Origin of the sequence: Pseudomonas sp. NPDC087817 (assembly GCF_044742875.1) — a bacterium.
Classification (GTDB): domain Bacteria; phylum Pseudomonadota; class Gammaproteobacteria; order Pseudomonadales; family Pseudomonadaceae; genus Aquipseudomonas.
In genome coordinates, this window is the sequence record NZ_JBIUVJ010000093.1 from 1 (window position 1) to 9148 (window position 9148).

10 protein-coding genes are annotated in these 9148 nt (G+C 61.6%); 2 read left to right on the plus strand and 8 right to left on the minus strand.

The window, feature by feature from the left end; genetic code table 11:
* Together dxs and ACIONG_RS28220 are read left to right on the plus strand one after the other, a co-directional pair.
* On the plus strand, nucleotides 1-1716 hold a 1716-nt coding region (gene dxs / locus ACIONG_RS28215; RefSeq protein ID WP_401304101.1), incomplete at its 5' end, for a 1-deoxy-D-xylulose-5-phosphate synthase.
* Between the two features lie 171 nt (nucleotides 1717-1887).
* The gene (locus tag ACIONG_RS28220) at nucleotides 1888-3771 is read left to right on the plus strand and encodes a TonB-dependent receptor domain-containing protein (protein ID WP_401304104.1); all 1884 of its coding nucleotides are present in this window, start codon (nucleotides 1888-1890) and stop codon (nucleotides 3769-3771) included.
* Nucleotides 3772-3921: 150 nt separating this feature from the next.
* On the opposite strand, the gene ACIONG_RS28225 is transcribed toward ACIONG_RS28220, so the two are convergent.
* The 8 genes from ACIONG_RS28225 to ribE form a co-directional block, all read right to left on the minus strand.
* Nucleotides 3922-4722: a cobalamin-binding protein gene (locus ACIONG_RS28225; RefSeq protein WP_401304107.1), complete on the minus strand. Its 801-nt coding sequence runs from the start codon at nucleotides 4720-4722 to the stop codon at nucleotides 3922-3924.
* Entirely contained in the window at nucleotides 4722-5141 is a 420-nt protein-coding gene (locus tag ACIONG_RS28230; protein ID WP_103303725.1) for an MFS transporter, read from the minus strand. Before ACIONG_RS28230 ends, ACIONG_RS28225 begins: the two co-directional genes overlap by 1 nt.
* A complete protein-coding gene (gene ribA, locus ACIONG_RS28235; protein ID WP_103303726.1) occupies nucleotides 5138-5755 on the minus strand; it encodes a GTP cyclohydrolase II in 618 nt (205 codons plus the stop codon). Before ribA ends, ACIONG_RS28230 begins: the two co-directional genes overlap by 4 nt.
* A gap of 245 nt (nucleotides 5756-6000) precedes the next feature.
* Nucleotides 6001-6747, minus strand: a complete 747-nt coding sequence (locus tag ACIONG_RS28240; protein ID WP_401304111.1) for a substrate-binding periplasmic protein — start codon at nucleotides 6745-6747, stop codon at nucleotides 6001-6003.
* A gap of 37 nt (nucleotides 6748-6784) precedes the next feature.
* Nucleotides 6785-7288 carry a phosphatidylglycerophosphatase A gene (locus ACIONG_RS28245; protein ID WP_103303728.1) on the minus strand — a complete coding sequence of 168 codons (504 nt, stop codon included), beginning with the start codon at nucleotides 7286-7288 and terminating at the stop codon, nucleotides 6785-6787.
* Nucleotides 7285-8250, minus strand: a complete 966-nt coding sequence (gene thiL / locus ACIONG_RS28250; protein WP_401304114.1) for a thiamine-phosphate kinase — start codon at nucleotides 8248-8250, stop codon at nucleotides 7285-7287. Before thiL ends, ACIONG_RS28245 begins: the two co-directional genes overlap by 4 nt.
* Nucleotides 8251-8277: 27 nt before the next feature.
* Complete coding sequence (gene nusB / locus ACIONG_RS28255; RefSeq protein ID WP_103303730.1) at nucleotides 8278-8778, minus strand: transcription antitermination factor NusB; 501 nt, start codon at nucleotides 8776-8778, stop codon at nucleotides 8278-8280.
* The coding region (gene ribE, locus ACIONG_RS28260) for a 6,7-dimethyl-8-ribityllumazine synthase (RefSeq protein WP_401304118.1) at nucleotides 8775-9148 on the minus strand (374 nt) is incomplete at its 5' end. The genes ribE and nusB, both read right to left, overlap by 4 nt.

A 9148-nucleotide genomic window follows, 5' to 3' on the forward strand; every position in this document is an offset into this window, starting at 1 on the left:
CGCGACATCGAGCCGCCCAGCGCGTGGCCTACCGCCGTCGACACCCCGGACGACCGGCTGGTGTGGGACGTCGGTCATCAGGCTTATCCGCACAAGATCCTCACCGGTCGCCGCGAGCGCATGGAATCCCTGCGCCAGAAGGATGGTATCGCCGCTTTCCCGCGCCGCTCCGAGAGCGAGTACGACACCTTTGGCGTCGGCCACTCCAGCACCTCGATCAGTGCAGCGCTGGGCATGGCGATTGCCGCCCGCCTGCAAAACAGTGATCGCAAGGCGATTGCCGTGATCGGCGACGGCGCACTGACGGCGGGCATGGCCTTCGAGGCGCTGAACCATGCACCGGAAGTCGACGCCAACATGCTGGTGATCCTCAACGACAACGACATGTCGATCTCGCGCAACGTCGGCGGCCTGTCGAACTATCTGGCGAAGATCCTTTCCAGCCGCACCTACGCGAGCATGCGTGAGGGCAGCAAGAAAGTCTTGTCGCGCCTGCCCGGCGCCTGGGAAATCGCCCGTCGCACCGAAGAATACGCAAAAGGCATGCTGGTCCCCGGCACGCTGTTCGAAGAGCTGGGCTGGAACTACATCGGCCCGATCGACGGCCACGACCTGCCAACGCTGATCGCCACGCTGCGCAACATGCGTGACCTCAAAGGCCCGCAGTTCCTGCACATCGTCACCAAGAAAGGTAAAGGCTTCGCCCCGGCGGAAGTCGACCCGATCGGTTACCACGCAATCACCAAACTCGAACCGCTGGACGCCCCGGTCGCTGCGCCGAAGAAAGCCGGCGGGCCGAAGTATTCGGCAGTATTCGGCGAGTGGCTGTGCGACATGGCGGCGGCTGATTCACGCTTGGTCGGGATTACCCCGGCAATGAAGGAAGGCTCGGACCTGGTGGCGTTCAGTGAACGTTTCCCGCTGCGCTACTTCGACGTGGCAATTGCCGAGCAACACGCGGTGACGTTCGCTGCCGGCATGGCCTGCGAAGGCGCGAAACCGGTGGTGGCGATCTACTCGACATTCCTCCAGCGTGGCTACGATCAACTCGTCCACGATGTGGCGGTACAGAACCTCGATGTGCTGTTCGCCATCGACCGTGCAGGCTTGGTGGGTGAAGACGGCCCGACCCACGCCGGCAGTTTCGATCTGTCGTACCTGCGTTGCATCCCGGGCATGCTCATCATGACCCCGAGCGATGAGAACGAATTGCGCAAAATGCTCACCACCGGCCACCTGTACAACGGCCCGGCGGCGGTGCGTTACCCTCGCGGCAGCGGCCCGAATGCGACCATCGAGAAAGATCTCGAGCCTATCGAAATAGGTAAGGGCATCGTCCGTCGCCAGGGCAGCAACGTCGCTCTGCTGGTGTTCGGCGTGCAACTGACCGAGGCGCTGAAAGTCGCCGAAAAGCTGGATGCGACGGTGGTCGACATGCGTTTCGTCAAACCGCTGGATGAGGCACTGGTGTGCGAGATTGCCGGCAGCCACGAGTTGCTGGTGACGATCGAAGAGAACGCGATCATGGGCGGCGCCGGTGGCGCGGTCAGCGAATTTCTCGCACGCGAGAATATTCTCAAGTCGATGCTGCATCTGGGCTTGCCGGACAGCTACGTCGAGCACGCGAAACCGGCGCAGATGCTGGCGGAGTGCGGGCTGGATGAGGCCGGAATCGAAGCGTCGATCCGCGAGCGTCTGGAACTGCTCAACCGCTAAATCGCTGGATACATGCAATACCCCATGTGGGAGCGGGCTTGCCCGCGAAGGCGTCGGCACAGTCAACATTGATGTTGAATGTGCCGGCCTCATCGCGGGCAAGCCCGCTCCCACAGTGTTTTGTAGAACTCCAAAAATTTGTGAACACCTGAAACACCATTGGACTGCCCGATGAAACTCTCGCGCCTCGCCCTGCCCTTCCTTCTGCTGCCAGCCGCCAGCGCCCTCGCCGACACCTTCGAACGCGATCAAGCGCTGAAGCTGCCTGACACGCTGATCAGCGCCAACCGTCAGGTGGAAGCACGCAACGACAGCAGCGCGGCCAACACTGTATTTACCCGCGAAGACATCGGCCGCCTGCAACCGAGCGATGTGCCAGACCTGCTGCGTCGGGTGCCGGGCGTGCAGGTGGCGCAGGCCGGCGGGCGCGGCAGCCTGCCCGGGATTTATATTCGCGGTACGCAGTCGGCGCAGAGTCTGGTGCTGGTCGACGGCCAGCGCATCGGCAGTTCCACTTCCGGCGACAGCAACCTGCAACACCTGAACATCGAGCAGATCGAGCGCGTTGAAGTGCTGCGCGGTTCGCGTTCGGTGATTTACGGCAGCGATGCGATTGGCGGGGTGATTCAGATCTTCACCCGGCGCGGCACTGAGCAGGGTTTGCAGCCGCGCCTGCATGCTGGCTTCGGCAGCAACCAGACCTGGGAGCGCAGCCTCGGCTTGTCTGGTGGCGATGACAAAACCCGCTTCAACCTCGGCGCCAGTCTCGATGAAACGGCCGGCATTGATCGCACCCACGAATCATATCCCAGCGATAGCGATCACGATGCTTACCGCAACAAGTCCCTCAGCCTGAGTCTCAGTCATGCACTGACTGATGACATCGAAGTCGGTGCCAACCTGCTGGATAACCGTGGCAAGAGCGAATTCGACAACCCGTTCGGTCGTTTTGACATGAACACTTTCGAATCGGTGCAGCAGCAGCCTTACAGCGATTTCAACGTCAGCAGCGTCAGCAGTTACGTCGATGCCCGGGTCAACGAGATCTGGAAAACCCGCGTCGAATTCGGCCACACCGAGAACCGCGAAAAGACCCTCGACAAGCTCAGCGACGAACGCACGGTGTTCAACACCTACCGCGATTCGGTGAACTGGCAGAACGACCTGACCCTCGACGCACGTAACAGCCTGATCCTTGGTGGCGACTGGTATGAAGACCGGGTCAACAGCAGCACCGCGTTCGATGAGGACAGCCGCTGGAACCGCGCCGCGTTCATCCAGCATCGCTATCAGGCCGACAGCTTCTCCACCGAACTGGGCCTGCGTCACGACGACAACCAGCAATTCGGCAGCCAGAACACCTGGAGCGGTACGTTCACTCTGCCGCTGAACCCAGACAACGACCTGTTGCTGAGCTACAGCGAAGGCTTCCGCGCGCCGACCTTCAACGACCTGTACTACCCGGATTTCAGCAACCCGAATCTGAAACCGGAAACTTCGAAAAGCTACGAGCTGCAATGGCGCAGCCAGTTGAGCGACAGCAGCCGTCTCGAAGCCTCGATTTACCGTACGGACCTGGAAGACGCGATCATTTTCGGCAGCAATTCACGACCGGAGAACGTCGCCTCGGCGCGGATCAACGGTTTTGAAGCGGCGCTGAAACAGCAACTGTTCGGCTGGCAGAGCAACCTTGGCGTATCGATCATTGACCCACGCGACCGCGATACTGGCCATACCCTGGCGCGGCGTGCGCGGCGCACGCTGAGTTGGGATCTGGATCGGCAGTTCGACCGTCTGAGCCTCGGCGCCAGTTGGCAGGCGGTAAGCAGCAGCTATGACGACCGGGATAACCGGCAGTTGTTGGGCGGCTATGCATTGTTCGGCTTGCGCAGCAGCTGGGCGCTGAACCGCGAGATCAAGCTGGATCTGAAGGTGGATAACTTGCTGGACAAGGGCTACAGCCGGGCGAACTACAGCTATGACGGCAGCCAATATGGTTATCGCGAGGAAGGTCGGGCGTGGATGTTTGGCGTCACTTGGACGCCGCAACTCTAAGATCAAACTCGATCAACTGTGGCGAGGGGATTTATCCCCGATGGGTTGCGAAGCAGCCCCAATACAGACACCTCAGTGAATCTGCCAGATTGAGCTCACCGGTTTACGGCTGCTACGCAGCCGGTCGGGGATAAATCCCCTCACTACAGGTTATCGGTCAGGCGCGATGAGGTGGCAAAGCTTGGCTGTCGCATCGATCATCTGCCCGCTGGGCCTTTCCAGGCCCTTGTCAGTGACAAGCAGCAGTTTCCCCTGCGTCACCGCCGCCACCTGCGGCCAGGATTTCCACGCACTCAACTGCGCCTGATCACTCGCCAGAATCACCTCGGGATTGCGCTGCAACACGGCTTCTATACTCACCTGCGGCGCCGGTAGACTCAGGTCGGCGAACACGTTGCGCGCCCCGCACACCTGCAGCGCATCGCTGATGATCTGCCCTCCGCCCACCGTATACAGCGGCTTGTCCCAGACTTGATAGAACACCTTGAGCGGCGTGTCGCGACGATAGCGCTGGCGCAGGTCGTCAAGTGTCTTGCGCAGATCCGCCGCCAACTTCAGCCCCCGCTCAGGCCGACCAAGTTGAGCGGCAATCGCTTCGATCTGCCCGGAAAGCTGTTCGAGGCTGTGCGGTTCGGCAACGAATGTGGGGATGTTCAAACGCTTGAGCTGATCACGCTGTGCCGGGCCGACACTGCCGGGCCAGAGCAACAAAAGATCGGGTTTCAGGCTGAGCAGTTGCTCCATGTCGAGCTGGCCATAGCGGCCAACGGAAGGCACTCCGGCAATGGCCGCCGGGCGCTCGCCGGCGTCCAGCACGCCGACCAGCAGGTCGGCTGAATCCAGTTCAACGACGATTTCCGACAGAGACGGCGCGAGGCTGACCACGCGCAGACTCGCCAGCGCCGGAGCACTGGCGGCCAGCAGCAGAACCGCCAGCCAGAGTTGGCGCATCAACCGAGTTGACGCGGAATACGGTAGAGGTAGAACAGCACCGCCGTGGACAACGCCAGCAGCATCAAGGGCACTGCTTCGAGGCCGACGAACACCGCCAGCGCGCCGATCCACGCCGGCAGCGCAGCCACAAGGAAGGCGCTGCGACGACGCGCCGCGAGAGCGATCCACGCCGCAGGTTCTTCAGGGGTATCGAGGGCTTTCTGGGTGGCGATCAGTGCGTGTTTATAACGGCCGAAAAACTTCAGGCTGACAAACATCGACGCCACGCCGGCGATAAAGAACGGCATCGCCAGCACCGGCATGATCCCTTCGCCCTCACCGAACAGTGCGTTGAAGACAAACAACGGCACCAGCGCCAGCGCCAGGTATTTCCACCAGTCGACGCTGAGGCGACGGCGCACCTGACCGCGGGTCACGCGCGGTCGACCTCGCCCTGATGCTCGTTGCCCATCATGTGGTCGAGCTTGCTGGCCTTGGTCGCCAGGTAGAGTTTGTTGTGCGGGTTGTGCCCGGTGTGCAGCGGCACGCGCTCGGCGACGGTGATGCCCATGTCGGTCAAGGCTTTGACCTTGCGCGGGTTGTTGGTCATCAGTCGCAATGACTTGACGCCCAGATGCTCGAGCATCGGCAGACACATGGCGTAGTCGCGCTGGTCGGCGGCGAAACCCAGACGCTCGTTGGCTTCAACGGTGTCGGCGCCGCCGTCCTGCAATTCGTAGGCGCGGATCTTGTTCAACAGCCCGATGCCACGACCTTCCTGACGCAAGTACAGCAGCACGCCACGACCTTCACGGGCGATGGCTTTGAGCGCGCCTTCGAGTTGCGAGCCGCAGTCGCAACGCTGACTGAACAAGGCATCGCCCGTCAGGCATTCGGAGTGCAACCGGCCGAGTACCGGGGCACCGTCGGCGAAATCACCCAGGCTCAGCACGACGTGCTCGCGGCCGGTGGCTTCATCGAGAAAACCGTGCATGGTGAATTGCGCAAAAGGCGTTGGCAGCTTGGAAGCGGCGACAAAAACGACAGGCACCGGTGTGCTCCTGATCTAAAAAAGTCTGAAGATTCGCTGGGCGGCATTGTAACAGCAGCTTTGGGCAGGCGCTTAGGCTGAATTATCGGGCATAACGATCAAAAAGTTTGATAATTACCCCAAGAACACTGCGCTCCCTGTGGGAGCTGGCTTGCCAGCGATGGCGTCATATTTGCCACCACTGCGGTTGCTGACCCAGCGCTATCGCTGGCAAGCCAGCTCCCACAGGGTTCTTTACCAGCCGGTCAATCGTGATCAGTCGAGACGAACGGATACGGCTGCTTCCACTTCTCGAAGATCGGCTTCAGCTCGCCACTCTTCACCAACTGGTCCATGCGCCGGTCATACAACGCCATCAACGTGCGGGCCTGTTGTGTATTGGCAAAGCACAGGTACAGCGGCAGTTCGGCGATATGGGTTTTACGGAACTGCGACGGATCCCTGGCCCGGCCGACCACGTAATCGACTTCAGTCTGCGCATCAATGTAATAGTCGGCACGGTTGTGGGTCAGCATCGACAGAATCCCGGTGCGCCGAATGACCTCGTTGTAGCTTTTCACGTTGGGCAAATAATTCTGGTAGTCGTAGCCGCGTACCCAGGCCAGTCGATAATTGCCCAGGGTTTCCGGACTCGGTGCCGGATTGCTGGCGAGGCCCAGCGCGTAGATGTGATCGGTGTCGAAGTTCCAGCGCGGATAGAGCAGATCACTGGTCTCTTCATGATAAGAGCCGACACAGGCATCGACTTCGCCGCGTTGAGCCAGCCCCACGGAACGCGTGTAAGGCTCGGTACGAATGTCGAGTTTCACCCCGGCCGGCTCGAACACCTTGCGCAACACGTCCCAGCCGAGGCCATGACCATCGGCGGCGGTGTAATCTTCCCAGTCTTCGCTGGCCAGATGAATGACCGAAGGCGTCGGCGCGGCGTCCTGCGCACTGGCGACAGTGCCCAGCAGGATAAAAAACACAAGCGCCCACCAACGTCGAGCCATCCCCAGTCCCCTCACGTAACCCTGACGCCCCTTGGAATCAGGTGAACAGCCACACCAGCCCCTGCATCGCCAGCCAGGCAAAGACACCGGCCAGCACGTCGTCGAGCATGATGCCAAAGCCGCCATGGACATGCCGGTCGACCCAGCGGATCGGCCAGGGCTTGAGAATGTCGAAGAAACGGAACACGAGGAAACCCGCGAGCAACCAGTACCAGCCTTCCGGCACCAGCCACAGAGTGATCCACATCCCGACCATTTCGTCCCAGACGATGCCTTCGTGGTCGTGCACCCGCAGATCGTCAGCGACCTTGCCGCACAGCCAGAAGCCGAACAGCATGGTGATGCCGAGCATCAGCCAGTATCCCCAATCGGGCAGCATCTGCCACAACGGGATAAAGGGTAGCGCAACTAGCGAGCCCCACGTGCCCGGCGCTTTCGGCAGCGTGCCGGAACCAAAGCCGAACGCGAGGAAATGCCAGGGATTGCGCCAGACCGACGGCGGCACGAATTCGGCCGGAACCTGTTTCGGGTGATCTGTCACGGTGTCTCCTGAAAATGTTGATAGCCCCGGATTTGCGGAGTGATTTCACGCCCCTCGCGATCCAGCAGCGCCACGCCCTGCCCCTCGGTCACACGGCCGATCACGTGAATCGGCCAACCGCCGGCCAGCAATGCCGGCAACTCGACGGACGGTAGGGTGAAGGCCAGCACGTAATCATCGCCGCCGCTCAACGCTGCACGCTCGGCACCGCGCTGCCCGAGAAACGCCACTAATGCATCCGACAACGGCACGCGCTCGCGTTCAATCTCAAGTCGAACCTTCGATGCCAGCGCGATATGACCGCAATCGGCGAGCAAGCCGTCGGAGATATCCAGCACTGACGTGGCTTTACCGCGCAAGGCCTGACCGAGGGCCAGTTGCGGTTGCGGCGACCAATAGTGGTCGAGCAATGCCTGACCAATCTCCGGCGCGGCGTCGCGCTGGCCCAGCACCAGCGGCAATGCGCCGGCGGCATTACCCAGCTCACCGCCGACGCACAACAAGTCCCCCGGTTGCGCGCCGCTGCGGGTCAAGGCTTGTCCGGCGGGAACTCGACCGAACACGGTGACGGTCAGGCTCAACGGCCCACGCGTCGTATCACCACCGACCAGCGCGACGCCGCAGCTCTGCGCCATGCGGTTCAAACCACGGGCATAGGCCTGCAGCCAATCGGCGGTCACCGTCGGCACAGTCAGGGCAAGGGTAAAGGCAACGGGCGTGGCGCCCATGGCGGCCAGATCGCTGACCGCAACGGCCAGCGAGCGCTGACCGAGCAGAAACGGATCGCAGGGGTCAGCGAAATGCACGCCGGCCACCAGCGTATCGGTGGAAATCGCCAGCTGTTCCCCGGGAGGAACCGCCAGCAGGGCACAGTCATCGCCGATTCCCAGTGCAACGCCCTCGCCGCCCTGCGCACAAGGCGCGGCGGCGAAGAAATTGCGGATCAGCTCAAACTCGCCCATGGCTGAGACAAAGAGTTCAAGCGCCGATCAGCGCTTGAACGCCTTCACTTCAGCTTCACGCAGGCGCGGAGCCAGCTTGTCGAGTACGCCGTTGACGAACTTGTGGCCGTCGGTCGAACCGAACACTTTGGCCAGCTCGATACCTTCGTTGATCACAACGCGGTACGGCACGTCGACGCGCTTGAGCAGCTCCCAGGTGGACAGGCGCAGAACGGCCAGTTCAACCGGGTCCAGCTCTTCGATCGCCAGATCCAGGCAAGGCGTCAGGGCGTTGTCGATTTCGGTCTTGAACTGCGGAACCCCGTGGAGGATTTCGCGGAAGTAAGCACCGTCGACATCAGTGAAATCGTTATCAACGCGGAACTGCGCTTCGATCTCGTTCAGCGATTGCCGAGCCATGTGCCACTGGTACAGCGCTTGAGTCGCGAGCTGACGGGCTTCGCGACGCTTGACGCTTTTCGAGGGCTTGCCGGCATCCGCAGGTTTTGGATCGCGCGGGTTGAAACGATCGCTTTCGTCGCTAATCACTTGGCCTCCAACTGCGCCAGCAGGCTGACCATTTCCAGAGCGGACAGGGCAGCTTCGGCACCGTTGTTCCCGGCCTTGGTGCCGGAACGTTCGATGGCTTGCTCGATGGAATCAACGGTCAGGACGCCGAACGCGACCGGTACGCCGAACTCCATGGACACCTGGGCCAGACCCTTGGTGCACTCGCCTGCTACGTATTCGAAGTGCGGAGTGCCGCCACGAATGACTGCGCCGAGGGCGATGATGGCTGCGAACTCACCTTTCTGGGCGACTTTCTGCGCGACCAGCGGGATTTCGAAGGCGCCAGGTGCGCGGATGATGGTGATGTCGCTTTCGCTCACGCCGTGGCGAACCAGGGCATCAACTGCAC